This is a genomic window from Streptomyces sp. NPDC046866 (genome assembly GCF_040704625.1).
Taxonomy (GTDB): domain Bacteria; phylum Actinomycetota; class Actinomycetes; order Streptomycetales; family Streptomycetaceae; genus Streptomyces.
Map to the genome: position 1 here is coordinate 187982 of NZ_JBEYXN010000001.1, position 24460 is coordinate 212441.

The window sequence follows — 24460 nt, forward strand, 5'->3', positions numbered from 1 at the left end:
GCTCAGCCCGCGTTCTGCTCGTTCTGCCGCGCCTCCGCCAGGATCCGGTCGAGCGCCTCGTCGAGGCTCACTTCGAAGTCGCCGAGGCTGCGCTCCTGGCCGAGCGGGACGAGCCGGTCGGTGCGGTCGAGGAAGGCGACGAGCGGGGCCGCACCGGCTCGGAACAGGGCCCGGTCGCCACCGACCTGGAGCCGGATGTGCACGTCGGACAGCTCCTCGGTCGAGGTGGGGGCGATGTGCACGTCGCCGTCGCCGCACGGCTTGTTGATGCCGTCGAGAAGGAGCTCTCTGCCGAACGCCCAGGTCACGGGCGCATCTCCCGGAAGGTGGAAGGTCAGGCGGACCGCGTAGGGGTCACGGGCGTCGTACCGGAGCTCCACCGGGATCCGGAACGAGAGCTCCTCCGAAACGAGGAAGCTCATCATGACCTCTGCCTGCACCGACTCGCGCATTGCCTACCCCGCTGTTGTGGAAGTGGCCAGGAATGACCCCCCAAGACCCTCTTGACAAGAGTGGTGGAAGCACTGGCGTATCACAAGGAGTGAGTTTTCAGATACTGATAGAGAAGGAGAGGGTGCTCAACAGCGCGCCTACTTCACTCTGTAGCCGATTGACCACAGAGGGCAATCGATCTTCCTGATGCAGGGGGAGAGAAATGGCCATCGTGGCCGCGGTGTCCCCCGCCGTGATCGGGATCGCCGCGCAGACCGTCCCCAGTGCGTACTCCTGATACTCCATCACCGGCTGCATCCGGCCCAGGGAGGCGATCCGCGCCTCCAGGGCGCGCTGGTCCCGCACGGTGTAGGCGGTGATGGCCTCGACCGGGTGGCGGTCGTAATAGTCCTTGCGCGTCGCCTCGTCGAGCTGCGCCAGCAGGCACTGCCCGATGGCATGCGCGTGACCGGTCGCACGGAAGTCCGCCCATTCCTCGACGGCCGGATCGTCCGGGGTGTCCGAGACGCCCACCACCTCGATCTCACCCTCCCGGAACACCGCGAAGTAGACGGGCGCTCCGACGGCGTCGCGGAAGTGGGCGAGCGAGTCGAGGATCATGCTGCGACGTTTCTGCTGCAATCCTGCGCCCGCCAGCCGCGCGGCGGCGGGCCCGAGCACGAAAACGCCGCTCTCCCGGCGCAGATAGCCCTCGTGCGTGAGGGTGCGCAGCAGGTGGTACGCGGTGGGAAGCGGAAGCCCGGCCTCACGGGCCAGCTGTTTCGCCGGCGCTCCGCCGCTGTGGGACCCCGCGGCTTCGAGCAGCCTCAACGCCCGTTGGACGGAACCGATCAGCGTCGGCACACCGGCACTGTGAACCGAAGACAAAAGCACACCCCCAGGCGTGGCGGCGGGCTTCGGGCACCCGCCCTGCGGGGGCCGCCCCCGCACATGCCGTGGGTCCCCTGGGGTCGCACTCGGCCGTACTCGGTAGAGCCGCGTCGGACGGCGGCATTACCGGTGCTCAGGCCAAGGGAACGGCACAGATTGCCACTGTATCGGCCGATTCCCGCGCCGTGAGCGGTTCAGCGGCCGGCGTTCCCCCACTCGGGTGAGGCGGGGAAGTGCACGGACCCGGCCGCGCCCACCCCTCCCGCCCGGCCTACCACTTGTCGTACGAGGACTTCGTGCTGCTCCCGGCGAACTTCTTCACCAGGAAGACCAGACCGCCGACCAGGGCGACGAGCAGCAGCAGCTTGAAGACGAACCCGATCAGGGCACCGAGGATGCTCGTGATGACGCCGCCGAAGACGAAGACCACCAGAAGCGGGATCGCCACCCACTTCACCCACCAGGGCATGCCTGCGAACGTCTCCCGGATACCGTCCATGTCCTCGACCTCTTCTCGCTCGCGTTCGCGCCCGCGGCGCGTTCTCCTGCTCCCGATGCTAGGAGTCCGCGCCCGGCGGCGGGGACCCGCAAGCCCCCGCCCTCCCCTGATCCGCCCCCTAGGGGGATCTGCGGCCCGACCCTCAGCGCCGGCGGCCCGTCAGGCCTCCGGCGGGGAGAAGACCACCAAGACCTTCAGGTCCTCGGTGATGTGGTGGAACCTGTGCGGCACTCCGGCCGGGACGTAGACGACGCTGCCGCGGGCCACCGTCGTCGTCTCCTCCCCCACCGTGATCGACGCGCGGCCGCTGACGACGAAGTACACCTCGTCCTGGCGGTGCGGCTGCTGCGGGTCGCTCTGGCCGGCATCGAGCGCGTACAGCCCGACCGACATGTTCCGCTCGCGCAGGAACTGCAGGTAGGCGCCGTCGTTCGCGAGCCGCTCCGCCTCGAGCTCGTCCAGCCGGAAGGCCTTCATCTTCGCTGTGCCCCTCGTGTTCGCTCGGTCCCGGGCATCCGCTGATCTGCTGATGTCCCACCGGGATCTTCTCTGCCACGATCAGACACATGACCAATTTCGTAGTCAAGACGCTGGCCAATGCGGCGGCTCTGGCCGTCGCCATCTGGCTCCTCGCCGGCATCACGCTCGACGACCAGTCCCCCCTGGGGCGCCGGGCCCTGACCCTGATCCTCGTCGCGCTGGTCTTCGGCCTGGTCAACATCGTCGTCAAGCCGATCGTCAAACTCTTGTCGCTGCCTCTGTTCGTCGTCACCCTGGGCCTGTTCACGCTCGTCGTGAACGCCCTGATGCTGCTGCTGACGTCCTGGCTGGCCGAGCAGCTCGACCTCAGCTTCCACGTCGACGGCTTCTGGACCGCGGTCCTCGGCGGCCTGATCATCTCCGTCGTCTCCTGGGCCGTGAACCTGGCCCTGCCCGACAAGAGCTGAGCGGGCCGCCGTGTACCGCGTGTGCTTCGTCTGCACGGGCAACATCTGCCGCTCCCCCATGGCCGAATCCGTCTTCCGCGCCCAGCTCGCCGAGGCCGGACTCGACCACCTGGTCGAGGTGGACAGCGCCGGCACCGGCGGCTGGCACGAGGGGGACCCGGCCGATCCGCGCACCGTCCTCGTCCTGGAGGCCGCCGGGTACGAACAGGACCACCGCGCCCGGCAGTTCCGGGCCTCCTGGTTCGCCTCCCTCGACCTCGTCATCGCGCTGGACGCGGGCCACCTGCGGGATCTGCGGGCGCTGGCGCCCACTCCCGAGGACGCCGGCAAAATCCGCCTGCTGCGCTCCTACGACCCGTCGGCCACGGCTGCCGAGGCCGACGTACCGGATCCCTACTACGGCTCCCTCGACGGGTTCGAGGAGTGCCTGCGGCTCGTCGAGGAGGCCGGCCGGGGCCTGCTGGAGGCCGTACGCGAAGCCCTGAAGGAGCACACCGCATGACCGAGGACCGCGAACACGCCGCGGCGGGCGCCGCCGAGGCCCGCCCGGGCGGCGCGACACCCCCCTCGACGGGCGAGGGCACCCGGGCCGTGCGGGCCGGACTTCCGGACCCCGTCAAGAACGAACCTCCGCTGCCCGGGCCGGTCTTCGCCGCCCACTTCCACCTCCCCGGCGACGTCGAGGGCCCGTACACCTACGGCCGGGACACCAATCCGACCTGGACCCTGCTGGAGCGGGCCATCGGGGAGCTGGAGGCCCCCGGCCGCGACGACGTGGACACCGTGGTCTTCGCCTCCGGCATGGCCGCCGTCTCCGCCGTCCTGCTGTCCCGGGCGCGCACCGGGGACACCGTCGTCCTCCCCGACGACGGCTACCAGGCCCTGCCGCTGCTGCGGGAGCAGCTCGAGGCGTACGGGATCCACGTCCGCACCGCCCCGACCGGCGGCGACGCCCAGCTCGGCGTCCTCGACGGGGCCCGGCTGCTGTGGATCGAGACCCCGTCCAACCCCGGTCTCGACGTGTGCGACATCCGGCGCCTGGCCGAGGCCGCGCATGCCGGCGGAGCGCTGGTCGCCGTCGACAACACCCTCGCCACACCGCTCGGACAGCGGCCGCTGGAACTCGGCGCGGACTTCTCCGTGGCCAGCGGCACCAAGGGCCTGACCGGCCACGGCGACCTGCTGCTCGGCTACGTCGTCTGCCGCGACCCGGAGCTCGCCGCGGGCATCCGGCGCTGGCGCAAGATCATCGGCGCGATCCCGGGCCCCATGGAGGCCTGGCTCGCCCACCGCTCCCTGGCCACCCTCCAGCTGCGCGCCCGGCGCCAGTGGGCCAACGCCCTGGCCGTCGCCGAGGCGCTGGCGGGCCGCGGCGAGGTGGCCGGACTGCGCTACCCGGGCCTGCCCGCGGACCCGTCCCACCCGACGGCCGCCCGGCAGATGCGGGGTTTCGGCTCCGTGGTCTCCTTCACGCTGCCCGACCGGGCGCACGCCGAGCGCTTCCTGGCCGCGCTGCGCCTGGTCGAGGACGCCACGAGCTTCGGCGGCGTACGGTCCACCGCCGAGCGGCGCGGACGGTGGGGCGGGGACCCGGTGGCCGAGGGATTCATCCGGTTCTCCGCCGGGGCCGAGGATCCCGAGGACCTGGTCGCCGACGTGCTGCGCGCCCTGGACTCCGCGGCCGGGGGAGGCGCCTGAAGCGGCCGCCTGCGGGCAGGCCGCCTGCGAGGGCGGTCCCGGCGAGGGCAGTCCCGCGGGGGCACTCCGCGCCACGGCGGTCCGTGCGGGGGCAGTCCGCGCGAAGGCGGTCCGAGCCTCCCCCCTCGTGGCTCGGACCGCCCCGGGTTCCCGCGCGAAGAACCACGTGGTCAAGGCTAGTTGACTCTGCGTCAGAGTCCAATCACGGTAGCGACAGGGGCCTATCGGCATATTTATAGTTGAAGGCCCCCACGGAGAGGGGCCCTCATGGACCTGGCCCTGCTGCGCACCTTCGTCGCCGTGCACCGGGCCGGCTCGTTCACCCGGGCCGCGGCCCTCCTCGGGCTGTCCCAGCCGGCCGTGACCTCGCAGATCCGCACCCTGGAGCGCCAGCTCGGGCGGCCACTGTTCCACCGCCGGGCCCGCGGGGTCACCCCCACCGCCGTCGGCGACGAGCTCGCCCACAAGGCCGCCCCGCACCTCGACGCCCTGCTCCAGATCACCGAGGCCGAGCGGGAGGCGGCCGGCGCCTCGCGCACCCTGCACCTGGCCGGTCCGCCCGAGTTCCTCTGCATGCGGGTCCTGCCGGCGCTCGCCCCCCTCGTCGGCCAGGGCCACACCCTGCGGACCGCCCTGCAGACGGGCGCCGAGGAGACCCTCGACGGCCTGGCCGCCGGCCACCACGACCTCGTCGTGACCACCGCCCGTCCGCGCGGCGGGCTCTTCGGCGCCACCGCCCTGTGCGACGAGGAGCACGTGCTGGTCGCCGCGCCGTACTGGGCGGCCCTCGTCGACCCGGACCGGCTGCGGGAGAAGGACCCCGCCGCCCTCGACGGCATTCCGCTCGTCGAGGTGCACGAGAGCCTGCCGCTCGTCACCCGCTACTGGGCCGCCGTCTTCGAGACCCGCCTCGAGGCCGGTGCCGGCGCCCGGCCCGATGCCGCCACCGTCGTCGTGCCCGATCTGCGGGCCGTGCTCGCCTGCGTCCGGGCGGGCGCAGGCCTGGCCGTCCTGCCCCGCTACCTGTGCCAGGACGCCCTCGACCGCGGGCACGTCGTCGCCCTGCTGGAACCGCCCGTACCGCCGCTGCGCACCTGGTTCCTCGTGGTGCGCACCGGGAGCCTGTCCCTGGCGCACCTGGCCCGTGCCCACGAGCGGCTGATGCGCGCCGCCGCCCACTGGTGAGCATTCCGGTTTCGGCACGTGGCGCGTTTCGGAAGGGGAGTCCTGGGCCACTCTTCTCCCATGACCGAACGTCCTGTGGTCAAACGCACCGCCCGCGCGATCCTGCTCGACGGTGACGACCTGATCCTCATCAAGCGCACCAAGCCCGGCGTCGACCCGTACTGGCTCACGCCCGGCGGCGGGGTCGAGCCCACGGACGACACCGTCGTCGACGCCCTCCACCGGGAGGTCCACGAGGAACTCGGCGCGAAGATCACCGATGTGGTGCCCTGCTTCGTCGACACCGTCGAGCACATCGCCGACGGGGGAGTGACCGGAGTGAAGGTGCAGCACTTCTTCGTCTGCCGCCTCGAATCCATGGACCCCAGCCAGCGGCACGGCCCCGAGGTCGACCAGCCCGAAGGCGAGTACGAGATCGTCCGCGTCCCGTTCAGCCGGGTGGGCATCGCCGCCGTCCACCTCGTCCCGCTGTCGCTGCGCCACTACCTGGACGGCAATATCGAGGGCGTGCGGGCCATGCACGCGCCCGACCTCGGCTGATCCCCGCCCGAGGGGCCGCCGGCGTCAGCCGGCGGCGCCCACCAGTTCCTCCACCGCGTCGTAGCGGATCCGCTCCCCGGGGATGCCGATCCGCTTGAGCTCGTCCACACCGCTGCGGATCATCGCCGGCGGGCCCGAGATGAAGGCGTCGTACGAGCTCCACGGCCCGTGCTCACCGACCGCCTGGGGCAGCTGCCCCGCGAGCCCCTCGCCGATCACCGGGCGCACCGAGAGCCAGGGGTGCGAGCGCTGGAGCCCCAGCAGCGTGTCCTTGTCGTACAGGTCGCCGTCGGTGCGGGCGCCGAAGAACACCTCCACGGGACGGCGCTCGCCGTGCTCGGCCACGTCCTCGATGAGGGCCTTGATGGGGGCGATGCCGGTCCCGCCGCCCAGGCACAGCATTCCGTTGTCGGTGCTGTGGTCCACCACCATCGATCCGGCCGGCGGGCCCAGCCGCAGCACGTCCCCGGGGCGGGCGTGGCGGACCAGGGCGTTGGAGACCCAGCCCGCCGGCACGGCCTTGACGTGGAAGGAGAGCAGGCCGTCGGCGCGCGGGGCCGAGGCGAAGGAGTAGTGCCGCCACACCCGCGGCCACCAGGGGGTCTCCAGGCTCGTGTACTGGCCCGCCAGGAAGGCGTACGGCTGGTCGGGGCGGACGGTGATCACCGCGATGTCCGGGGTGCGCAGGTCGTGCGACACCACCTCCGCATGCCACCACGCCGGGGCCCTCTGCTCGTCCTCGGCCGCTGCGTCGATCATGATCTGGGAGATCGCCGTGTACGCCCGGACCCACGCGGCCTGCGCCTCGGGTCCCCAGGTGTGCTCGGCGTACCGGGTGAGCGCTCCGATCAGGGCCTCGCCCACCACCGGGTAGTGCTGCGCCACCGTGCCGTACTTGCGGTGCCCGGTTCCCAGCCGCCGCAGGTACGGCGTGAGCACCTCCGGATTGTCGATGTGCTCTGCGGCGGTCAGCAGCGCCTTCAGCAGGCGGTCGCGCTGCGCGTCCATCGCGGCCGGGAACATGCCGCGCACTTCGGGGTGCGCGCTGAACACCAGGGCGTAGAAGTACGAGGTGACCTTGTCGGCGATGGGTGCGATCTCCGCGAGCGTCCGGCGGATCAGCACTGCATCGGGGGAGGGCGCGGCCGGGCCGCCCCCGGACGGTATCCGGGCCGTCGCTCTGGCCGATCTGGTGGGCGGAGCGTCCATGCGGTGCCTCGCTTCGGGCATCTCGGTCGGTAAGCACGCCACGGCCTCAGAATCCGTGGTTCCGGGGTTCACAGCCTGCCAGCCGACCCAGAGGCCCGCGGGGGAATGGAGAAAATCCGCGTTTCGAACCCACTTTCCTCCTAAGATGCGTCAACTCCCGGGCGTGCCGCGGACACCAGCTGGTATGCCTCGCGCAGGTCCCGCCCCTCGTAGACATGGGTCGCGCGCTCCTTCAGAGCGGGCCGTGCGTTGACCGCCACCGACACCGCCACCGCTTCGAAGAGCACCGCGTCGGTCGCCGAATCCCCGTACGCGACACAGTCCGTCCGGCTCACGCCGAACCGGGTGCACAGCCGGTCGGCGACCGTGACCTTGTCCTTCGGCGTCAGGATCCCGCTCACGTCCACCGGCCGGGTGAACGGCACCTCCGGGAAGACCGAGCCGTGGGCGGCATGGGCACCCCACTCCAGCAGCAGCTCGACGAAGAACGAGGGCGACAGCGAGATCACCGCGCAGTAGTCCCCCCGCTCCCGGACCTCCCGCCACACCTCGCGGATGCCGGCCAGCCACGGAGATCCGTCGAACGCCGCCCGGACATGTGCGGGCGTCAGCTCCGCCCACAGGGCGTGCACCTCCACGGAGAACTGCTGCGGGCTGATCTCCCGGGCCCCGAACGCCCGCTCCAGCCGGGCGATCTCCGTACCCAGGCCGAGCTGCCGGGAGATCTCCGCGGGCGCCGCCGAGCCGTACATCAGCGTGCCGTCGAGGTCGAAGAGGTGCAGACGCGTCATGGCAGTCGAGGCTAGCCCGCCCGATGTTTCACGTGAAACCTTCGGCAAGGTTTCACGTGAAACATTCGGCGGTGGGTCGCCGAACATCCGCCGAATTCCCCTGGACGCCCCCCATCCGGTGATCCAATCTGGGCCGGTGACACCACCACACCTCACCGAACTGCCGATCCGTGCGCTCACCGTGGAAGACCTCCGCCACTGCGCCGACCTGTCCGAAGACCGCGGATGGCCGCGCGAGGACCACAAGTGGGGACTCCTCCTCGCCGCCGGCAACGGCTACGGGATCGATGCCCCCGACGGGCCGGGGCTCGCCGCCGCCTGCGTCGTCACCTCCTACGGCCACCCGCACTCCGATCCGGAACTGGCCGCCATCGGAATGGTCCTGGTGGCCGCGCGGTACGCACGCCAGGGCCTGGGCCGCCGCCTGATGGCGCACGTGTGCGACGACGTGCTCAAGGGCGTCCCGCTCACCCTCCATGCCACGCCGAACGGCCGGCCGCTCTACGAGGAGCTCGGCTTCGCCACCACCGGCCGGGCCGAGATGCTGCGCGGCTCCTTCCGCCCGGACCCGGCGGAGGCGGAGCCGCGCGGCGTCCGGGTCCGCCCCGCCACCGGCGAGGACATCCCGCGCATCCTCCGCCTGGACACCGAGGTCTTCGGCACCGACCGCACCCACATGGTCACCCGGCTCCCCGCCTTCGCGGACCGGCTGTTCGTCGCCGAGGACGCCGGGGGCGGCCTCACCGGGTACGCCGCTATCTGGCCCAATATGGAAACCCATGTCATCGGCCCGCTGATCGCGCGGGACACCGCGGGAGCCCGGGCCCTCGTCACCGCGCTCGCCGCCGCCACCGACCGGCCCCTGCGCACCGACGTCGACGTACGCCACGAGGAGCTGGTGGCCTGGCTGAAGGAGCGCGGCCTGGAGTCCGTCGCCTTCAACGCCGTCATGACCCGAGGCCTCCCCGGCCTGCCCGGCGACTGGACCCGCCGCTGGGCTCCGCTCACCGTGGCCGCCGGCTGAGAAAGGAGCAGTCCATGCCCGGCTCCGCCGAGCTGTCCATCCGTCCCGCCACCGAGGAGGACCTGCCGGCGATCGTCGCCCTGCTGGCCGACGACCCCCTCGGCGCCACGCGCGAGTCGCCGGACGACCTCGCCCCCTACCGCGCGGCGTTCGAGCGCCTGGCCGGCGACCCCCACCAGCACGTCGTCGTGGCGGTCCGCGAGGGCCGCGTCGTGGGGACCCTGCAGCTGACCGTCATTCCGGGCCTGTCCCGCAAGGGCGCCACCCGCTCCGTCATCGAGGGCGTGCGCGTCCACGCCGATGAACGCGGGAGCGGCCTGGGCACCCGGTTCATCGAATGGGCGATCGACCGGTCCCGGCAGGAGAACTGCCAACTGGTCCAGCTGACCTCGGACGTGACCCGCACCGACGCCCACCGCTTCTACGAGCGGCTCGGATTCACCGCGTCCCACGTCGGGTTCAAGCTCGCCCTCTGACCACCGCGGAAGGCCGGGCCGCTGCCCCGGGCCCGGCCTACGATCGGGAGGATGAGCGCCCGCCTCCCCCTGGTCACCACCGCCGGCCGCCGCCACCGGCTCGGCCGCAGGCACCGCTTGGCCCCCTCGGCGCATGCGGCCACCGTCGTCGAGGCCGCCGATGCCGTCGTCGCCCTGCACGCCACCGACGCCGCGACCGTCTTCCTCTCGGTCCGGGCCCGGCTCCGCGCCGGCGGGCCCGAAGCCGTCGAGCAGGCCCTGTACGAGGACGTCAGCCTGGTGCGGCTGCTCAGCATGCGCAACACGCTCTTCGCCGTGTCCGCGGCACTCGCCCCGTACGTCGATGCCGCGAGCGCCCGCGGCATCGCGGCCAGGGAGCGGCGGAGCCTCCTCAAGCACCTCGCGGAGGACGGCCAGGGCCTCGATGCCGACTGGCTCGCCAAGGTGGAGGCTGCCGCGCTCGATGCGCTCGACTCCCTCGGCCCCACCACCGGCAGCCGGCTCTCCGCCGCCGTGCCCGAGCTGCGCCGGAAGATCACCATCGGCCGAGGCCGGGCGTACGAGGCCGAGACCGGTGTCGCCACCCGCGTCATCCGGCTCCTGGCCGCCGACGGGCGGATCCGCCGCGACCGGCCGCGCGGCTCCTGGACCTCCAGCCAGTTCCACTGGGTCCACACCGACCCCTGGCCCGCCGTGGCCGCCGCCGAAGCGCGGGCCGAACTCGCCCGGCGCTGGCTGCTCGCGTACGGCCCGGGCACCGAGGCCGACCTCAAGTGGTGGACCGGGTGGACCCTCGCCGACGTCCGCAAGGCGCTGGCAGCCGTCGGCCCGGACGAGGTCCGCCTCGACGACGGGGCGACCGCGCTGGTCGCCCCGGGGGACACGGGCGACGAGCCCGCCCCGGAGCCGTGGGGCGCACTGCTGCCCGCGCTCGACCCCAGCGCCATGGGCTGGTCCGACCGCGCCTTCCACCTCGACCCCGCCCACCGGCCGGCGCTCTTCGACCGTGCCGGGAACATCGGTCCGACCGTCTGGTGGAACGGCGAGATCGTCGGCGGCTGGGCCCAGCGGGCCGACGGCGAGATCGTCTGGCGGATGCTGGCCGACCGCGGCCGCGACGCCGGTGAGGCGGTCGCGGCCGAGTCCGGCCGGCTGGGACGCTGGCTGGGGCCGGCCCGTGTCACCCCGCGCTTCAGAACGCCGCTGGAGCGCGAACTCTCCGCGTAGGCGGTCGCGGTCGGACCGGCGGCTCAGCCGATGCCCCGCCACCCCTCCGGGTCCACCCCGCCCGGCACCGGGGCCTGGGGGTCGTAGGGCTCGCGGGTGAACACGAACGACGCCACGTCGAGGTGGCTCACCGTGCCGTCCGGCCGCCGCACCGCCCGCAGCGTCTCCCCCGCGTAGTAGCCGGACAGGCCCAGCCAGCTGCCGTCCGGCTGCGCACGGAAAGCCGTCGAACGGCCCGTCCCACCCACCGGGCCGAGGTGCAGCCGCCCGTCCGACGCCAGTCGCACCGCATGTGCGGCCGTTCCCCAGTACCAGGGCCCGCACAGCTCCAGTGCGACCGGCTCGGCCTCGGTGAAGGGCTTCCACGGCGAAGGGATGCGCGGCTCCGCGTCGGCCACGATGCCCACCAGGTCGGCGGCGACCCCCGCGGCCGGCAGCCCGGAGGTGCAGTTGGCCAGGACCACCGCCGCCACGTCGTCCGCCTCGCTCGTCCACAGGCCCGCGACGAAGCCCGGCAGCGAGCCGCTGTGGCCCGCGAGACGGCGCCCGCCGCTCTCCATCAGCTGCAGCCCGAGCCCGTACCCGAGCTCCGCCACCCCGCGCTCCGCAGGCGCCGCGGGGGCGGCCATTTCCCGGACGGTGTCCCGGCTCAGCACGCGCTCGTCTCCGTGCATCAGGAAGCGGGCGAAGGCCGACAGGTCGCGGGTGGTGGACCACAGCTGCCCGGCTGGAGCCATCAGGCCGAGGTCCTGCAACGGTTCGGGCATCATCACGTCGGCCCACGGGTGGACGGCCCAGCCGCCCGCATGCGGGGCCTGCGGCTGCGCGGAGGTGCGCTCCAGCCCCAGCGGTTCGAGCACCTCGTCGCGCAGCACCTCTTCCCACGGCCTGCCGCGTACGGCCGCGACGAGCGAACCCAGCAGCGTGTAGCCCGGGTTGGAATAGTGGAAGCGCCGGCCCGGCTCGAACACGAACGGCCGCTCGCCCAGTATGTCGGCGAGCTCGGGCCGCGAGGAGCCCGGTGTGCGCTCCCACCACTCGCCCGGCGTCTCCGCGGCCAACCCGCCTGCGTGGGACAGCAGCTGTCCGACGGTCACCTCGCCGGCGCCCGTGCCCGGCAGGTGCTTCTCCAGCGGGTCCCCGAGGGACAGCAGTCCCTCGTCGCGCAGCCGCAGGACGAGGACGGCGGTGAACGTCTTGCTGATCGATCCGATCCGGTACTGCACGTTCCCGTCCGGGCCGTGGCCCTCGACCGAGGTCCGGGACCCTTCCCAGACCAGCGCGCCGCCGCGCGAGACGGCGGCGACCACCGAGGGGGACCGCCCCTCGCTCTGCGCGACGGCGATCCGGTGGCGCAGGGCGCGCCGGGTGGAGGGCAGCAGTTCCAGGTCTTCGTCCAGGGCATCCATGCCCGGGATGCTACGTGTTGGCCATGTCCACGAACCGCGAATAATGGCCCTGGAAGGCGACCGTGATCGTCGCCGTGGGGCCGTTTCGGTGCTTCGCCACGATCAGGTCGGCCTCGCCCGCGCGGGGGGACTCCTTCTCGTACGCGTCCTCGCGGTGCAGCAGGATCACCATGTCGGCGTCCTGCTCGATGGAGCCCGACTCACGCAGGTCGGAGACCATCGGCTTCTTGTCGGTGCGCTGTTCGGGGCCGCGGTTCAGCTGGGACAATGCGATCACGGGCACCTCGAGCTCCTTGGCCAGCAGCTTGAGGTTTCGGGACATGTCCGAGACCTCCTGCTGGCGGCTCTCGGGTCGGCGCGCGCCGCCCGACTGCATCAGCTGGAGGTAGTCGATGACGACGAGGGCGAGGTTGTTGCGCTGCTTGAGGCGCCGGCACTTCGCCCGGATCTCCATCATCGACAGGTTGGGGGAGTCGTCGATGTACAGGGGGGCCGCGGAGACGTCGGGCATCCGGCGCGCCAGGCGCGTCCAGTCGTCGTCGGTCATCGTGCCGGAGCGCATGTGGTGCAGGGCCACGCGGGCCTCTGCGGACAGCAGGCGCATCGCGATCTCGTTGCGGCCCATTTCGAGGGAGAAGATGACGCTCGGCAGGTTGCTCTTGATGGAGCAGGCGCGGGCGAAGTCCAGCGCGAGCGTCGACTTTCCCATGGCGGGTCGGGCGGCGATGACGATCATCTGGCCCGGGTGGAGGCCGTTGGTCAGCGAGTCGAGGTCCGTGAAGCCGGTCGGCACGCCCGACATCTGGCCGCTGCGCGAGCCGATGGCCTCGATCTCGTCGAGCGCGCCCTCCATGATGTCGCCGAGCGGGAGGTAGTCCTCGGAAGTCCGCTGCTCGGTGACGGCGTAGATCTCCGCCTGAGCGCTGTTGACGATCTCGTCGACGTCGCCGTCGGCCGCGTATCCCATCTGCGTGATCTTCGTGCCCGCTGCGACGAGGCGGCGCAGGACCGCCCGCTCGTGGACGATCTCCGCGTAGTACTCGGCGTTCGCCGCGGTCGGGACCGACTGCACCAGCGTGTGCAGGTACGCGGCCCCGCCGACCTTGGCGATCTCGCCGCGCCGGGTCAGCTCCGCGCCGACGGTGATGGGGTCGGCCGGCTCGCCCTTGGCGTACAGGTCGAGGATGGCCTGGTAGATGGTCTCGTGCGAGGGCCGGTAGAAGTCGTGGCCCTTGATGACCTCGACGACGTCCGCGATCGCGTCCTTGGAGAGCAGCATGCCGCCGAGCACCGACTGCTCGGCGTCGAGGTCCTGCGGCGGGACGCGCTCGAAGCCGCCGCCGTCCCAGGAACCGCCCTCGCGGCCGCGCTCGTGCTGCTCGTCCCCACGGCCCCGGCCCTCGCCTCCGCGGCGCGAGCGGGTGGGCAGACGGTCGCCCGGACCGCTGTCGGCCCAGGGGTCGTCCATGGGCTCGGGCATACTCACCGGGCCGCCTCCTCCCGTCCGCGGACGCGGACCTCGCCGTGCGACTCTTTGTAGGACACGGCTCTGACATGTGGGACACCCGAACCGGCTGAGGCCGAGTCGGGCAACGCACAACGGTAGGGCCGACGGCGACGTCAGCCAATCTTGTTATCCACAGGCTGTGTGGATGAGATGTGGACGACGGACCCCAAGCTGTGGGTAACTCCCCGGAAGCTGTGCACGGACCGGGGGACGGCGCTGTGGACAAAATCACCAGACCGCCCCCTGCACCCCCCTGACCTGCCTTTTCTTCCTCCACTGCCTGTGGGGGAGAAATTTCTGGGCCCCGTCTTCGACTTCGCCTCCAACGGGGTGTCGAGACGGCGTGAACCAGCTCATACGTAAGGATCCCAGGCACCTTGCGTCTATTACCTGTGGAAGATTAGATTGAGCGCATGACACAGGCCACCGCCCCGCTGAAGGCTGCCCCGAGACGGCACGACCGCGAGATCCTCGCCCTCGCCCTCCCTGCGTTCGGCGCCCTCGTGGCCGAGCCCCTCTTCGTCCTGGCGGACAGCGCCATCGTGGGCCACCTGGGCACCCCCCAGCTGGCCGGCCTGGGCATCGCCGCCGCCCTGCTCACCACCGCGGTGAGCGTCTTCGTCTTCCTCGCCTACGCCACCACCGCGGCGGTCTCCCGCCGCGTCGGGGCCGGAGACCTGACGGCCGCCATCCGGCAGGGCATGGACGGCATCTGGCTCGCCCTGCTGCTCGGCGCCGCCGTCATCGCCTTCGTGCTGCCGACGGCGCCCTGGCTGGTCTCCGCCTTCGGAGCCTCCGACGCCGTCGCCCCGTACGCGGTCACCTACCTGCGGATCTCCGCCCTCGGCATCCCGGCGATGCTCATGGTCATGGCAGCCACCGGCGTCCTGCGCGGCCTCCAGGACACCCGTACACCCCTGTACGTCGCCGTCGCCGGGTTCGCCGCCAACGCCGGCCTGAACGCGGCCCTCGTCTACGGCGGCGGCCTGGGCATCGCGGGATCGGCCTGGGGCACGGTCCTCGCGCAGTGCGCCATGGCGGGCGCCTACCTCGTCGTGGTCGTCCGCGGGGCCCGCAGGTACGGAGCCTCCCTGCGCCCGGACACCGCCGGAATCCGGGCCTGCGCCCAGGCCGGCGTACCGCTGCTGGTCCGCACGCTGTCCCTGCGCGCCATCCTGATGATCGCGACGGCCGTGGCCGCCCGCCTGGGCGACGCGGACATCGCCGCCCACCAGATCCTGCTCTCCCTGTGGAGCCTGCTGGCCTACGCCCTCGACGCGATCGCCATCGCGGGACAGGCGATCATCGGCCGCTACCTGGGGGCGGACGACACCGAGGGGGCCAAGGCCGCGTGCCGCCGCATGGTGCAGTGGGGCATCACGGCCGGGATCGTGCTCGGTGCGCTGCTGATCGCGGCCCGCCCGATGGTCGTCCCGCTGTTCACGGCCGACCCGCTCGTGGAGCAGGCGCTGCTCCCGGCCCTCGTGGTCGTGGCGGCCTGCCAGCCGGTGTCCGGCGTGGTCTTCGTGCTCGACGGGGTCCTGATGGGCGCGGGCGACGGCCGCTACCTCGCCGGGGCCATGCTGGCGACGCTGGCGGTGTTCGCCCCCGCCGCACTGCTCGTACCGGCCCTCGGCGGCGGGCTGACCCTGCTCTGGTGCGCCATGACCCTGATGATGCTGGTCCGCCTGGTCACCCTCCAGTTGCGCTCCCGCTCCGGCAGATGGCTGGTCGCCGGAGCCACGCGCTGAGGGCTGCGGCCGGACAGCGGCCGCGGGGGGCCGTGTTTCACGTGAAACATCAGGCGTGTTTCACGTGAAACACGCCCGCCGGCGCACGTTCGCCGGAACGACGAAGGGCCGCACCCCTGGGGGTGCGGCCCTTCACACGCAGCACTTAGGCGGCGACGACCTCGACGCCCACGTTCGCGGCGACCTCGGCGTGCAGACGCACGGAGACCTGGTACGAACCGAGGGTCTTGATCGGGGCAGCCAGCTCGACGCGGCGCTTGTCGACCTTCGGACCACCGGAGGCCTCGATCGCCGTGGCGATGTCGGCCGGGGTCACGGAGCCGAAGAGGCGGCCGGCGTCACCCGAGCGGGTGGCCAGGCGGACCTTCGTGCTCTCGAGCTTGGCCTTGACCTCGTTGGCCTGCTCGATGGTCGCGATCTCGTGGATCTTGCGGGCGCGGCGGATCTGCGCCACGTCCTTCTCGCCACCCTTGGTCCAGCGGATCGCGAAACCGCGCGGGACCAGGTAGTTGCGAGCGTAACCGTCCTTGACGTCGACGACGTCGCCGGCGGCACCGAGGCCCGAGACCTCCTGGGTCAGGATGATCTTCATTAGTCGGTCACCCTTTCCTTATCGCGCGGTGGACGTGTAGGGCAGCAGCGCCATCTCACGGCTGTTCTTCACGGCCGTGGCGACGTCACGCTGGTGCTGCGTGCAGTTGCCGGTGACGCGGCGGGCACGGATCTTGCCGCGGTCGGAAATGAACTTCCGCAGCATGTTCGTGTCCTTGTAGTCCACGTACGCGGTCTTGTCCTTGCAGAACGCGCAGACCTTCTTCTTAGGCTTGCGCACAGGCGGCTTCGCCATGGTGTCTCTCCTGTGTGATCAAGAAGTGGGGGTGCGAGCTTCCCTAGAAGGGGGGCTCGTCCGAGTAGCCGCCGCCGGAGTTTCCACCCCAGCCACCGCCGCCCTGCTGCTGACCGCCGGCCGGCGCGCTGGACGCCCACGGGTCGTCGGAGGGGCCTCCGCCGCCCTGCGGGGCGCCGCCGCTGGGGGCTCCGCCCCAGCCACCGCCGCCGCCCTGCTGCTGGCCGCCGCCGTACCCACCCTGGCCACCGCGACCGGTGGTCTTGGCGACCTTGGCCGTGGCGTTCTTCAGGCTGGGGCCGACTTCCTCGACGTCCAGCTCGTAGACCGTGCGCTTGACACCCTCACGGTCCTCGTACGACCGCTGCCTCAGCCGGCCCTGCACGATGACGCGCATGCCCCGCTGGAGGGACTCGGCGACGTTCTCGGCCGCCTGCCGCCACACCGAGCAGGTAAGGAACAGGCTCTCGCCGTCCTTCCACTCGTTGGTCTGACGGTCGAAGGTGCGGGGGGTGGACGCGACACGGAACTTCGCGACCGCCGCACCCGAGGGGGTGAAGCGCAGCTCGGGGTCGTCGACGAGATTGCCGACGACCGTGATGACGGTCTCGCCTGCCATGGATGAACCTCTCGGCGGGGATTGCTGCTGGCTGCTGTGCTACTCGAACCCGATTACCGCTGAACCGGGGTTCAGTGGGTCTCGGGGCGAAGGACCTTGGTCCGGAGAACCGACTCGTTCAGGTTCATCTGGCGGTCGAGCTCCTTGACGACCGCAGGCTCGGCCTGCAGGTCGATGACCGAGTAGATGCCCTCGGGCTTCTTCTTGATCTCGTAAGCGAGACGACGACGGCCCCAGGTGTCGACCTTCTCGACCTTTCCGTTGCCCTCGCGGACGACGGAGAGGAAGTTCTCGATCAGGGGGGCGACAGCGCGCTCCTCGAGATCGGGGTCGAGGATGACCATCACTTCGTAGTGACGCATGTGGAACCCACCTCCTTTGGACTCAGCGGCCACGGTCGTTCCGTGGCAGGAGGGTCGTGATGCGTGCGCACGGCGTCCTGAGAGCAGACACCGCGCAGACCGTACAGACTACCCCGCCCCCTCCTTCCGGTTGAAATCCGGCAGCGGGGCGCCACAATCTGTAGGCAACGGGTGTGCGCGGTGCTATGCCCCGGCCCTGCCGGCGGCTGCCCCGCGGCACCGCTCTGCGTCAGCCAGGAGGTGCCTTTCCGATGGCACAGGCAATGCAACGGCAGTCCATCTCGCTCCTCGCCACCGACGGCAAGCCCCATCCGCTGCAGGACACCCTGTTGGCGATCACCCTCGTCCTCGGCGCCGTGTCGTTCATCACGGCGTTCTTCCCCGACCTGCACCTGCTCACCTCGTGGACGGGGCTCATCGGGATCCTGACCGGCGCGTACGGCCAGTTCATCTCGGAGACCACGCGCGAGCGCTTCGCGCTGATCATCGGCCTCGGCGCCGCCGGCATCGGCTTCTTCCTCGGCATGGCGCACGGCGGCCTGTTCGGGGGCTGGCTGGGCTGACCGGGGCACCTCCGCGACAGGGCGCCGACCCCCGGAAGGCGCGGACCAGCGCTTTCCGGCCCGTCCCCCAGATGGGCGGCGCCCTTGTCGCAGTAGGCTTCGCGCCATAGCCAGCGAAGCCGCCGGAGGAGACGCCCCGCATGAGCCTGTCCCTGAGGACCATCAGCCGAGAGCAGCATCTGGGATATCTCCAGAGCCTGCCCTCGGCTAGCCACTGCCAGGTCCCGGCGTGGGCCGACGTGAAGAACGAGTGGCGCTCGGAGAACCTCGGATGGTTCGACCAGAACGACGAACTCGTCGGTGCCGCACTCGTGTTGTACCGCCAGCTGCCCAAGGTGAAGCGCTACCTCGCGTACCTTCCCGAGGGGCCCGTCATCAACTGGTTCGCCCCGAATCTGGAGGAGTGGCTCCAGCCGATGCTGGCGCACCTCAAGCGCCAGGGCGCCTTCACCGTGAAGATGGGCCCGCCCGTCGTCATCCGCCGCTGGAACTCGGCCGCCATCAAGGCCGGCATCCAGGACCCGGAGGTCAAGCGGCTGCGTGACGTGGAGGCCTCGCACATCGAGCCCCGCGCCTTCGAGGTGTCCGACAAGCTGCGCCGCATGGGCTGGCAGCAGGGCGAGGACGGCGGCGCCGGCTTCGGCGACGTCCAGCCCCGCTACGTCTTCCAGGTGCCGCTCGGCGGCCGCTCGCTGGACGACGTCCTCAAGGGCTTCAACCAGCTGTGGCGCCGCAACATCAAGAAGGCCGAGAAGGCCGGCGTCGAGGTCGTCCAGGGCGGCTACGACGACCTGCCGACCTGGCAGCACCTGTACGAGATCACGGCCGAGCGCGACAAGTTCCGCCCGCGCCCCCTCAGTTACTTCCAGCGCCAGTGGACGGCCCTCAACTCCGAGGACCCCAACCGCATGCGGCTGTACATCGCCAAGCACGAGGGCGAGGCACTGGCCGCGGCGACCATGCTGACGGTCGGCCAGCACGTCTGGTACTCGTACGGCGCCTCCGCCAACCACAAGCGCGAGGTGCGGCCCTCGAACGCGATGCAGTGGCGCATGCTGCGCGACGCGTACGCGCTCGGCGCCAGCGTCTACGACCTGCGCGGCATCAGTGACACCCTGGACGAGAACGACCACCTGTTCGGCCTGATCCAGTTCAAGGTCGGTACGGGCGGCGAGGCCGTCGAGTACGTCGGCGAGTGGGACTTCCCGCTCAACAAGATGCTGCACAAGGCGCTCGACATCTACATGTCGCGTCGCTGACCCGCTGCATCCCCCACACGCACCGCTGCATCACGCAGCCAACCCAGAGAGGCTCCGGACGGGCATGGCGCTCACGCTCTACGTCGACACCGCGCGCTGGCGTGCGCACCAGAAGCAGATCCAGGACCAGTTCCCCGGAATGATCCCGGTCTGCAAGGGCAACGGCTACGGCTTCGGCCACGAGCGGCTGTGCGAGGAGGCGACCCGGATGGGCGCCGACGTCCTGGCCGTCGGCACGACGTACGAGGCCGCCACCATCAAGGACCTCTTCGGCGGCGACCTGCTCGTCCTCACACCGTTCCGGCGGGGCGAGGACCCGGTGCCGCTGCCGGACCGGGTGATCCGCTCGGTGTCCTCGCTGGACGGGGTCCGCGGCCTGGTCGGCGCCCGCGTGGTCATCGAGTGCATGAGCTCGATGCGCCGCCACGGCATCTCCGAGCAGGACCTGGGCCAGCTGCACGCCGCGATCGAGGACGTGCGGCTGGAGGGCTTCGCCCTGCACCTGCCGCTCGACCGCCCCGACGGCTCGGACGCCGTCGAGGAGGTCATCGGCTGGATGGACAAGCTGCGTGCGGCCCGGCTGCCGCTGCACACGATGTTCGTGAGCCACCTGCGGGCCGAGGAGCTCGCCCGGCTGCAGCAGCAGTTCCCGCAGACCCGCTTCCGGGCCCGGATCGGCACCCGGCTGTGGCTGGGCGACCACGACGCGACCCAGTACCGCGGCAGCGTCCTGGACGTCACGCGGGTCGCCAAGGGGGACCGGTTCGGCTACCGCCAGCAGAAGGCGGCCTCCGACGGCTGGCTGGTCGTGGTCGCGGGCGGAACCTCGCACGGCGTCGGCCTGGAGGCCCCCAAGGCCCTGCACGGCGTGATGCCGCGCGCCAAGGGCGTCGCCCGGGCCGGCCTGGCCACCGTGAACCGGAACCTTTCGCCGTTCGTCTGGGCGGGCAAGCAGCGCTGGTTCGCGGAGCCGCCGCACATGCAGGTGTCGATCCTGTTCGTGCCGTCCGACGCCCCCGAGCCGCAGGTCGGCGACGAGCTGGTGGCGCACCTGCGGCACACCACCACCCAGTTCGACCGGGTCCTGGACGCCTGAGCCGCGGGGCGCCCCGGCGGGAGGATCAGTCCCCGCGGGGGGTGCCCCACTGCACACGCTGTCCCTGCGAGGGCGCCGCATCCTGCGGCGCCCTCGCGGCGTCCGAGAGCACGAACACGTCCGCGGCCCCGTCCAGGACACCGCCTGAGGGGTCGTCCGAGCCGTCGCGGCGCACGACGTCCCGCTCGGGCAGGAGGATGTCGCGGACGACGATCGCGCACAGGTAGAGCGTCGCCAGCAGGTGGGCGGCGATGGCCAGCTGGTAGCCCTCCGGCGGCAGGCCCTGGTGCTTGTCGCCGCTGTTGATGTAGGCCAGGTAGAGCCAGATCCCGAGGAAGTAGACGACCTCGCCGGCCTGCCAGACGAGGAAGTCCCGCCACCGCGGCCGGGCCAGCGCCGCCAGGGGGATCAGCCAGAGCACGTACTGCGGCGAGTAGACCTTGTTGGCCAGGCAGAAGACGGCCACGACCAGGAAGGCCAGTTGCGCGAAGCGCGGGCGGCGGGGCGCGGTCAGCGCGAGCAGGCCGATGGCTGCGCACAGCAGCAGCGTCAGGCCCGTCGCGTAGGTGTTGGCGTCGTCGAGGGGGTTGCCGGAGCGCTGCGAGATCAGCAGCCACACGGAGCCGAAGTCGATGGGCCGCTCCTGGCTGAAGGTGTAGAACTTCTTCCAGCCGTCCCAGGCCGGCAGCATGACGGGCACGTTGACCACGAGCCAGGAGGCGGCGGCGCCCAGGAGGGCCGCGCCGAAGGCCCGCCACTTCCCGGCCCGCCAGCACAGCACGAACAGCGCCCCCAGGAGCAGGACGGGATAGAGCTTGGCGGCGGTGGCCAGGCCGATCAGGACTCCGCAGAGCAGCGTGCGGCCGCGCGACCACATCAGCATCCCCGCGGCGGTCAGGGCGATGGCGAGCAGGTCCCAGTTGATCGTCGCGGTGAGGGCGAAGGCGGGAGCGAGGGCGAAGAGGAGCGCGTCCCAGGGCCGGCGGCGGTGGGTGCGGGCGACGCACACGGCGATGACCGCGGCGCAGGCCATCAGCATCCCGGCGTTGACCATCCAGTACATCTGCTCGCGGTGCTGCACGGAGCCGCCGCCCGGGGTCAGCCAGGACGCGACCTGCATGAAGAGACCGGTGAGGACCGGGTACTCCAGGTACTCCATGTCGCCGGGCAGGCGGTCGAAGTACGGCGTGAGGCCGTCGGCGAAGCCGCGTGCCACGAACAGGTGGGGGATGTCGGAGTAGCAGGCGTGGGTGTACTGCGAGCCGGCGCCCCGGAACCATGCCCAGTCATAGCAGGGGAGCTTCTGGACCATGCCCAGCGCGAACATCCCGAGGGCGACGAGCACCACGACGCGCACGGGGTGCAGCCAGTGGCCGCCCAGCCGGGCGTGGCGGCCGACGGGGCCGCCGATGATCTCGCTGCCGGCCGCGGCGACCTCGTCCTGCTGGGTGGGCAGTACGGGACGCTCCTCGTGCACCTTCGTCATGCGCTCATCCTGCCGTACGGCGCCGGACGCGCGGGAGGGCCGCCGCACCGTGTGCGACGGCCCTCCTCCGGCCGGGGGACGGATCAGCCGGACGTGCCCGTGGTGGCACCCCAGCTGGTGACGCCTCCGGCGCGTCCGGGTCTGGGGGTGGGCGTGGGGGACGGTGACCCGCTGGCGCCGCCGGTGCCGCCCGCGCCGCCGCTGCTGGAGAAGCAGTCCAGCTGCCACGGCTTGCAGGGCTTGCCTCCGCCCTTGGAGGGCGTCGGGGTCGGGGAGGGGGACACCGACGGGGACGGGGAGGCCGACAGGGACGGCGAGACGGACACCGAGGGGCTCGGCGAGGGTGCGCCGGGACCGTCCGCGATGACACCGATCTTGTCCGCCTCGGGGAAGTCCTTCACCGGGGCGTCCTTGAGGGCGTCCTTCATGTAGGCGGTCCAGATCGCCGCCGGGATGTCACCGCCGTGGATGGAGTCGATGCCGCCCACGCCGTTCATGGAGATGAGCTTCTTGTCCTTGGAATTGGGGTCGGTACGGAACAGCGTGACCGAGGTCGACAGCTGAGGGGTGTAGCCGACGAACCAGGCGGACTTGTTCTCGTCGGTCGTACCGGTCTTGCCGGCGGCCGGCCGGCCGAGCTTCTTGGCCTTGGTACCGGTGCCGTTCTCGACGACGTTGCGCAACACCTTGGTGACGTTGTCGGCGATGGAGTCGTCCATCGCCCGCTGCTCCTTGGGCGGCTCGAAGCCGGGGAGCTCCTTGCCGTCCTTCTCGACCTTGCGCACGGAGAACGGCTCGCGGTGGACGCCGGAGGCGGCGAAGGTGGCGTAGGAGTCGGCCATGCGGATGGCGCTCGGGGTGGAGGTGCCCAGGGCGAACGAGGCGTCGTTGTTCGGGTTCATCGAGTCCTCGAGGATGCCCGTGGACTTGGCGACCTCGCGGACCTTGCTGTGGCCCACGTCGAAGACGAGCTGGGCGAACGGCACGTTGATGGACTTCTCCATCGCCTCGTTGAGGGTGACGAAGCCGTAGGGGTACTCGCTCTCGTTCTTCTGCCGGAACGGCTGGCCGGAGGCGTCCCGCAGCGGCTTGCCGTCCCGGTTGTTGATCACCGTGAGGTCGTTGGCCTGGTACTTGCTCTCGGGCGAGATGCCGCGGCCGCCCGAGTTCTGGGTGCCGTACTGCATGGCGGCCGCCAGCACGTACGGCTTCCAGGTCGAGCCGACCGGGACGCCGATGGTGTTGGCGTTGTTGCTGAAGTACTTCTTGTCCATGCCGGGGCCGCCGTAGAGGGCGACGATCGCGCCGGTCTTGACGTCCACGGAGGCGGCGCCGAACTGGACGAAGGTGTCGTACTCGGGGCGGGCCTTCTCGTCGAGGAAGTCGTTGCGCGTGTCCTCGACCGCCTTGACCAGGGCGTCCACCTTGGGCTTCTGGAAGGTGGTCCTGATCTGGTAGCCGCCCCGGGCCATCTGCTCCGGGCCGATCTTCGCCACCTTCATGACGTACTGCTTGGCCGTCTCGACCAGGTAGCCGGTCTGGCCGGACAGGCTGCGGGCCTGCTCGGGGTCGACGAGCTTGGGGAACTCCTTGAACTGGTCGCGCTCGGACTTCTGCATGCGGCCGACGGCCACCTCGCGGTCCAGGACCCAGGCCCAGCGGGCGTGCGCGCGCTGGGTGTTCTGCTCGGGGGTGGCCGTGGGACCGATGCCGCCGTCCGGGTTGTAGAGGTTCGGGCCCTTGAGCACGGAGGCGAGGAAGGCGCTCTCGGAGGGGGTGAGGTCCGAGCAGTCCTTGCCGAAGTAGGCGCGTGCGGCGGCCTGGATGCCGTAGGCGTCGCGCCCGTAGTAGGCGGTGTTCAGGTAGCCGGCGAGGATGGTGTCCTTCTCCTCGGACATGCCCAGCTTTATCGAGATGAAGAGCTCGGTGACCTTGCGCTTGAGCGTCTGGTCGGAGTCCAGGTACGTGTTCTTCACGTACTGCTGGGTGATCGTCGAGCCGCCCTGGGTGGATCCGCCCTTGGCCATGTTCCACACGGCCCGCAGGATGCCCATCGGGTCGACGCCCTTGTCGGTCTCGAAGGACTCGTTCTCCGCTGCGATCACGGCGTTCTGCATCGACTTGGGGATCTTGTCGATGCCGACGATCTGGCGGTTCATCGAGCCGCCCGTGGCGACCATCTGGCTGCCGTCGTCCCAGTAGAAGACGTTGTTCTGGGCCTGCGCCGCCAGGTTCGGGTTCGGCGTGTTCACCGCGGCGATGCCGATGCCGGCGCCGGCCGTGACGATGGCGAAGAAGCCGAGGGCCGTCCCGCCCACCAGCTTCCAGGACGGCAGGAAGCGCTGCCAGCCGTCCTTGTCGGAGCGGGGGTAGTTGATCAGGCGCTTGTCCGGGCGCCCCCCGCCGCGTCCGCGGCTTCCGCTTCCGCGCTGGGGGGCCCTGCGCGCGTCGGCGCGGCCGCCGTGGGCGCGCGGGTCTGCGTACGGCCCGCTGTGCGACGCGGCGGGGACGTCGCGTGCGGGCACGGCGCCCCGTCCGGGGCGCTGCTGGGCGGCCCTACGGGCCGCGGCACGTCCGCCGCCCTCGGGCTGCGGCGGTTTGCGGCGGTGCTCGCTCATCGAACGACTACTCCTCGGGCAGGC

At 71.4% G+C, this 24460-nt stretch carries 26 protein-coding genes; 12 read left to right on the forward strand and 14 right to left on the reverse strand.

Going from position 1 to position 24460, the window contains the following annotated elements; all coding sequences use genetic code 11:
- Window positions 1-2: 2 nt before the first annotated feature.
- The 4 genes from AB0953_RS00875 to AB0953_RS00890 form a co-directional block, all read right to left on the reverse strand.
- The gene (locus AB0953_RS00875) at window positions 3-452 is read right to left on the reverse strand and encodes an SsgA family sporulation/cell division regulator (protein WP_366857203.1); all 450 of its coding nucleotides are present in this window, start codon (window positions 450-452) and stop codon (window positions 3-5) included.
- Between the two features lie 97 nt (window positions 453-549).
- Entirely contained in the window at window positions 550-1296 is a 747-nt protein-coding gene (locus AB0953_RS00880) for a helix-turn-helix domain-containing protein (RefSeq protein WP_366857204.1), read from the reverse strand.
- A gap of 298 nt (window positions 1297-1594) precedes the next feature.
- A complete protein-coding gene (locus tag AB0953_RS00885; protein ID WP_366857205.1) occupies window positions 1595-1822 on the reverse strand; it encodes a DUF5326 family protein in 228 nt (75 codons plus the stop codon).
- A gap of 159 nt (window positions 1823-1981) precedes the next feature.
- Window positions 1982-2299: a cupin domain-containing protein gene (locus tag AB0953_RS00890; RefSeq protein WP_366857206.1), complete on the reverse strand. Its 318-nt coding sequence runs from the start codon at window positions 2297-2299 to the stop codon at window positions 1982-1984.
- A gap of 89 nt (window positions 2300-2388) precedes the next feature.
- Between AB0953_RS00890 and AB0953_RS00895 the strand changes: the two genes are divergently transcribed.
- The 5 genes from AB0953_RS00895 (at window position 2389) to AB0953_RS00915 (ending at window position 6192) form a co-directional block, all read left to right on the forward strand.
- Complete coding sequence (locus AB0953_RS00895) at window positions 2389-2769, forward strand: phage holin family protein (protein WP_366857207.1); 381 nt, start codon at window positions 2389-2391, stop codon at window positions 2767-2769.
- A 10-nt stretch (window positions 2770-2779) separates the two neighbouring features.
- Window positions 2780-3271: a low molecular weight protein-tyrosine-phosphatase gene (locus AB0953_RS00900; protein ID WP_366857208.1), complete on the forward strand. Its 492-nt coding sequence runs from the start codon at window positions 2780-2782 to the stop codon at window positions 3269-3271.
- Window positions 3268-4467, forward strand: a complete 1200-nt coding sequence (locus tag AB0953_RS00905; protein WP_366857209.1) for a cystathionine gamma-lyase — start codon at window positions 3268-3270, stop codon at window positions 4465-4467. Before AB0953_RS00900 ends, AB0953_RS00905 begins: the two co-directional genes overlap by 4 nt.
- Window positions 4468-4734: 267 nt before the next feature.
- Window positions 4735-5652 (forward strand): LysR family transcriptional regulator, encoded by a 918-nt coding sequence (locus tag AB0953_RS00910; RefSeq protein WP_366857210.1) that lies wholly within the window; start codon window positions 4735-4737, stop codon window positions 5650-5652.
- A 60-nt stretch (window positions 5653-5712) separates the two neighbouring features.
- Window positions 5713-6192 (forward strand): NUDIX hydrolase, encoded by a 480-nt coding sequence (locus AB0953_RS00915; protein ID WP_366857211.1) that lies wholly within the window; start codon window positions 5713-5715, stop codon window positions 6190-6192.
- 24 nt (window positions 6193-6216) lie between these two features.
- Here AB0953_RS00915 and AB0953_RS00920 read toward each other — a convergent pair whose 3' ends face one another.
- Window positions 6217-7422 carry a globin domain-containing protein gene (locus AB0953_RS00920; protein ID WP_366857212.1) on the reverse strand — a complete coding sequence of 402 codons (1206 nt, stop codon included), beginning with the start codon at window positions 7420-7422 and terminating at the stop codon, window positions 6217-6219.
- A 119-nt stretch (window positions 7423-7541) separates the two neighbouring features.
- Complete coding sequence (locus tag AB0953_RS00925; protein ID WP_366857213.1) at window positions 7542-8192, reverse strand: HAD-IB family phosphatase; 651 nt, start codon at window positions 8190-8192, stop codon at window positions 7542-7544.
- Between the two features lie 136 nt (window positions 8193-8328).
- Between AB0953_RS00925 and AB0953_RS00930 the strand changes: the two genes are divergently transcribed.
- Genes AB0953_RS00930 through AB0953_RS00940 form a run of 3 tightly spaced genes read left to right on the forward strand, consistent with a single transcriptional unit; the run spans window position 8329 to window position 10919 of the window.
- Complete coding sequence (locus tag AB0953_RS00930) at window positions 8329-9216, forward strand: GNAT family N-acetyltransferase (protein ID WP_366857214.1); 888 nt, start codon at window positions 8329-8331, stop codon at window positions 9214-9216.
- A gap of 14 nt (window positions 9217-9230) precedes the next feature.
- Window positions 9231-9692: a GNAT family N-acetyltransferase gene (locus AB0953_RS00935; RefSeq protein WP_366857215.1), complete on the forward strand. Its 462-nt coding sequence runs from the start codon at window positions 9231-9233 to the stop codon at window positions 9690-9692.
- 51 nt (window positions 9693-9743) lie between these two features.
- Window positions 9744-10919, forward strand: coding sequence for a winged helix DNA-binding domain-containing protein (locus AB0953_RS00940; protein WP_366857216.1), 1176 nt, complete (start codon window positions 9744-9746; stop codon window positions 10917-10919).
- Between the two features lie 23 nt (window positions 10920-10942).
- On the opposite strand, the gene AB0953_RS00945 is transcribed toward AB0953_RS00940, so the two are convergent.
- Entirely contained in the window at window positions 10943-12328 is a 1386-nt protein-coding gene (locus AB0953_RS00945) for a serine hydrolase domain-containing protein (RefSeq protein WP_366857217.1), read from the reverse strand.
- A 10-nt stretch (window positions 12329-12338) separates the two neighbouring features.
- On the reverse strand, window positions 12339-13814 hold the full coding sequence (gene dnaB, locus AB0953_RS00950; protein WP_366857218.1) for a replicative DNA helicase: 1476 nt from the start codon (window positions 13812-13814) through the stop codon (window positions 12339-12341).
- Between the two features lie 434 nt (window positions 13815-14248).
- On the opposite strand from dnaB, the gene AB0953_RS00955 reads away from it, so the two are divergent.
- Entirely contained in the window at window positions 14249-15586 is a 1338-nt protein-coding gene (locus tag AB0953_RS00955; RefSeq protein WP_366857219.1) for an MATE family efflux transporter, read from the forward strand.
- Between the two features lie 145 nt (window positions 15587-15731).
- On the opposite strand, the gene rplI is transcribed toward AB0953_RS00955, so the two are convergent.
- The 4 genes from rplI to rpsF all read right to left on the reverse strand — a co-directional run bounded on the left by rplI (window position 15732) and on the right by rpsF (window position 17414).
- A complete protein-coding gene (gene rplI, locus AB0953_RS00960; protein WP_361903806.1) occupies window positions 15732-16178 on the reverse strand; it encodes a 50S ribosomal protein L9 in 447 nt (148 codons plus the stop codon).
- Window positions 16179-16196: 18 nt separating this feature from the next.
- Complete coding sequence (gene rpsR, locus AB0953_RS00965) at window positions 16197-16433, reverse strand: 30S ribosomal protein S18 (protein ID WP_005315025.1); 237 nt, start codon at window positions 16431-16433, stop codon at window positions 16197-16199.
- A 43-nt stretch (window positions 16434-16476) separates the two neighbouring features.
- Window positions 16477-17052, reverse strand: a complete 576-nt coding sequence (locus AB0953_RS00970) for a single-stranded DNA-binding protein (RefSeq protein WP_366857220.1) — start codon at window positions 17050-17052, stop codon at window positions 16477-16479.
- A 71-nt stretch (window positions 17053-17123) separates the two neighbouring features.
- Window positions 17124-17414 carry a 30S ribosomal protein S6 gene (gene rpsF / locus AB0953_RS00975; protein WP_003956532.1) on the reverse strand — a complete coding sequence of 97 codons (291 nt, stop codon included), beginning with the start codon at window positions 17412-17414 and terminating at the stop codon, window positions 17124-17126.
- A 251-nt stretch (window positions 17415-17665) separates the two neighbouring features.
- On the opposite strand from rpsF, the gene AB0953_RS00980 reads away from it, so the two are divergent.
- The 3 genes from AB0953_RS00980 to AB0953_RS00990 all read left to right on the forward strand — a co-directional run bounded on the left by AB0953_RS00980 (window position 17666) and on the right by AB0953_RS00990 (window position 20332).
- The gene (locus AB0953_RS00980; RefSeq protein ID WP_366857221.1) at window positions 17666-17977 is read left to right on the forward strand and encodes a hypothetical protein; all 312 of its coding nucleotides are present in this window, start codon (window positions 17666-17668) and stop codon (window positions 17975-17977) included.
- A gap of 140 nt (window positions 17978-18117) precedes the next feature.
- Window positions 18118-19236, forward strand: coding sequence for a peptidoglycan bridge formation glycyltransferase FemA/FemB family protein (locus tag AB0953_RS00985; protein WP_366857223.1), 1119 nt, complete (start codon window positions 18118-18120; stop codon window positions 19234-19236).
- Window positions 19237-19300: 64 nt separating this feature from the next.
- Window positions 19301-20332, forward strand: coding sequence for an alanine racemase (locus AB0953_RS00990; protein ID WP_366857224.1), 1032 nt, complete (start codon window positions 19301-19303; stop codon window positions 20330-20332).
- A gap of 25 nt (window positions 20333-20357) precedes the next feature.
- On the opposite strand, the gene AB0953_RS00995 is transcribed toward AB0953_RS00990, so the two are convergent.
- Both AB0953_RS00995 and AB0953_RS01000 read right to left on the reverse strand, forming a co-directional pair.
- Entirely contained in the window at window positions 20358-21818 is a 1461-nt protein-coding gene (locus tag AB0953_RS00995) for a glycosyltransferase 87 family protein (RefSeq protein ID WP_366857225.1), read from the reverse strand.
- Window positions 21819-21901: 83 nt separating this feature from the next.
- The gene (locus AB0953_RS01000; protein WP_366857226.1) at window positions 21902-24436 is read right to left on the reverse strand and encodes a transglycosylase domain-containing protein; all 2535 of its coding nucleotides are present in this window, start codon (window positions 24434-24436) and stop codon (window positions 21902-21904) included.
- Window positions 24437-24460: the final 24 nt, after the last annotated feature.

What these genes read in the sequence shown, in the direction of transcription:
- AB0953_RS00875 (WP_366857203.1), bottom strand. Translation starts at nt 452, where the DNA reads ATGCGCGAGTCGGTGCAGGCAGAGGTCATGATGAGCTTCCTCGTTTCG.
- AB0953_RS00885 (WP_366857205.1), bottom strand. Translation starts at nt 1,822, where the DNA reads ATGGACGGTATCCGGGAGACGTTCGCAGGCATGCCCTGGTGGGTGAAG.
- AB0953_RS00890 (WP_366857206.1), bottom strand. Translation starts at nt 2,299, where the DNA reads ATGAAGGCCTTCCGGCTGGACGAGCTCGAGGCGGAGCGGCTCGCGAAC.
- AB0953_RS00895 (WP_366857207.1), top strand. Translation starts at nt 2,389, where the DNA reads ATGACCAATTTCGTAGTCAAGACGCTGGCCAATGCGGCGGCTCTGGCC.
- AB0953_RS00905 (WP_366857209.1), top strand. Translation starts at nt 3,268, where the DNA reads ATGACCGAGGACCGCGAACACGCCGCGGCGGGCGCCGCCGAGGCCCGC.
- AB0953_RS00910 (WP_366857210.1), top strand. Translation starts at nt 4,735, where the DNA reads ATGGACCTGGCCCTGCTGCGCACCTTCGTCGCCGTGCACCGGGCCGGC.
- AB0953_RS00915 (WP_366857211.1), top strand. Translation starts at nt 5,713, where the DNA reads ATGACCGAACGTCCTGTGGTCAAACGCACCGCCCGCGCGATCCTGCTC.
- AB0953_RS00920 (WP_366857212.1), bottom strand. Translation starts at nt 7,422, where the DNA reads ATGCCCGAAGCGAGGCACCGCATGGACGCTCCGCCCACCAGATCGGCC.
- AB0953_RS00925 (WP_366857213.1), bottom strand. Translation starts at nt 8,192, where the DNA reads ATGACGCGTCTGCACCTCTTCGACCTCGACGGCACGCTGATGTACGGC.
- AB0953_RS00935 (WP_366857215.1), top strand. Translation starts at nt 9,231, where the DNA reads ATGCCCGGCTCCGCCGAGCTGTCCATCCGTCCCGCCACCGAGGAGGAC.
- AB0953_RS00940 (WP_366857216.1), top strand. Translation starts at nt 9,744, where the DNA reads ATGAGCGCCCGCCTCCCCCTGGTCACCACCGCCGGCCGCCGCCACCGG.
- AB0953_RS00945 (WP_366857217.1), bottom strand. Translation starts at nt 12,328, where the DNA reads ATGGATGCCCTGGACGAAGACCTGGAACTGCTGCCCTCCACCCGGCGC.
- AB0953_RS00955 (WP_366857219.1), top strand. Translation starts at nt 14,249, where the DNA reads ATGACACAGGCCACCGCCCCGCTGAAGGCTGCCCCGAGACGGCACGAC.
- rplI (WP_361903806.1), bottom strand. Translation starts at nt 16,178, where the DNA reads ATGAAGATCATCCTGACCCAGGAGGTCTCGGGCCTCGGTGCCGCCGGC.
- rpsR (WP_005315025.1), bottom strand. Translation starts at nt 16,433, where the DNA reads ATGGCGAAGCCGCCTGTGCGCAAGCCTAAGAAGAAGGTCTGCGCGTTC.
- AB0953_RS00970 (WP_366857220.1), bottom strand. Translation starts at nt 17,052, where the DNA reads ATGGCAGGCGAGACCGTCATCACGGTCGTCGGCAATCTCGTCGACGAC.
- rpsF (WP_003956532.1), bottom strand. Translation starts at nt 17,414, where the DNA reads ATGCGTCACTACGAAGTGATGGTCATCCTCGACCCCGATCTCGAGGAG.
- AB0953_RS00980 (WP_366857221.1), top strand. Translation starts at nt 17,666, where the DNA reads ATGGCACAGGCAATGCAACGGCAGTCCATCTCGCTCCTCGCCACCGAC.
- AB0953_RS00985 (WP_366857223.1), top strand. Translation starts at nt 18,118, where the DNA reads ATGAGCCTGTCCCTGAGGACCATCAGCCGAGAGCAGCATCTGGGATAT.
- AB0953_RS00990 (WP_366857224.1), top strand. Translation starts at nt 19,301, where the DNA reads ATGGCGCTCACGCTCTACGTCGACACCGCGCGCTGGCGTGCGCACCAG.
- AB0953_RS00995 (WP_366857225.1), bottom strand. Translation starts at nt 21,818, where the DNA reads ATGACGAAGGTGCACGAGGAGCGTCCCGTACTGCCCACCCAGCAGGAC.
- AB0953_RS01000 (WP_366857226.1), bottom strand. Translation starts at nt 24,436, where the DNA reads ATGAGCGAGCACCGCCGCAAACCGCCGCAGCCCGAGGGCGGCGGACGT.